Genomic DNA, 1,308 nt, shown 5'->3' on the forward strand with positions numbered 1-1,308 from the left:
AGATCGGTATTTGTTACTATGAGGAATCTACCTGCAAGTTTCGTAAGTACATTGATCCTCCTCTCATTCAGTGCTGTATTGTTCTCTTTGAACTTCACCAGTGATTTCAGCTTTCCCAGGGATTTCTTCAGTTCCTTCTGGTCTGTAATATCGGATATCTTCTTCTTCACGATATTGATTTTGTCATTAAGGTCCCTGAGATCAAGTTCTTCCCTCTTCTTATTGTATACCGCTATATACCTCCTCTTTTCTGCTAGCTTTCTCTCCCCCTCTGTGGAATCATCCTTCATTACATCATCCACGCTTATGGCAACCTTCTTTATGGTCAGGTCATCCATCACATAGCCATCAGAGAAATCTGTTTCCATGAGGATATTGCGGTATGGCTTATCCCACCTGTATGCTGCCGTTATGTATTGATTCTGGTCAAGGAGATTTAATGACTTTGATCTCCCGAATGCCCTGTCTGCTATGAATACTACATTCTTTATGTTGAATCTTTCCTTCAATACAGATATGGTAGATTCAAGTGTTTCTGGATCTACAGTATTGCCCTTCCATACCTCATGGTGTATAGGTATGCCATCAGCCATGACAAGGCCTATTACTATCTGTTCCTTTCCCCTCTTCTTATCACGGGAATAGCCAAACAAAACAAGGTCATTATCCTCTCTACCCTCAAAATATGATGATGTGAGGTCATAGTGCACTATGGATGTGTCAGGCTTCAGTGCATGGAATATTTCAAGTTCTATGGAATCCTTTGCTGAGATGAGTTTGTCCAGGGTACGGTATATATTATCGTCATTCAGGTTAACCTCGGACCATGGATAATATACCATCCCTGACAGGTTTATGAGGGAGAGGTCTGATGTTGGTTCAAGCAGCCTTGCGATTATCATGAAGTTCAGGATATGGGCGTAAACACCCGAATTCTTTCTCAATATCTTAAGTATGCCGCTGTTATCCATTATAGCCATGGAGGCATAGGCAATCCCGAATTCCTTTGAAGGCAGAAGCGAGAAATCCTCCGGTGTGATTCTTCTCATGGAATCCTTCTCACCGGCGAGAAGAATGGCCTCCCGGTATCTTTCCATGTCAGCCTCATTCCTGACAGGCCCCAGATATTCCAGGATCCTTGTCTTCTGTTTTCCATTTTCCCTGTAGCGTTCGCATATCTGCGCGTATTCATACACTTTCTTCCCTCTCCTGTTGCGTGATATCCTCAGGTACATACCCATGTATCCCTAACAACTATATAAATCCGTGCATCAACAGTGCACGAACAACGCAGGGATACATTCATTC

1 protein-coding gene is annotated in these 1,308 nt (G+C 42.9%); it reads right to left on the bottom strand.

All coding sequences use genetic code 11. The features are described from left to right. On the bottom strand, window positions 1-1,235 hold a 1,235-nt coding region (locus AMDU4_RS10915; RefSeq protein WP_290705126.1), incomplete at its 3' end, for an IS1634 family transposase. Between the last annotated feature and the right edge of the window lie 73 nt (window positions 1,236-1,308).

This window comes from Ferroplasma sp. Type II (genome assembly GCF_000496155.1).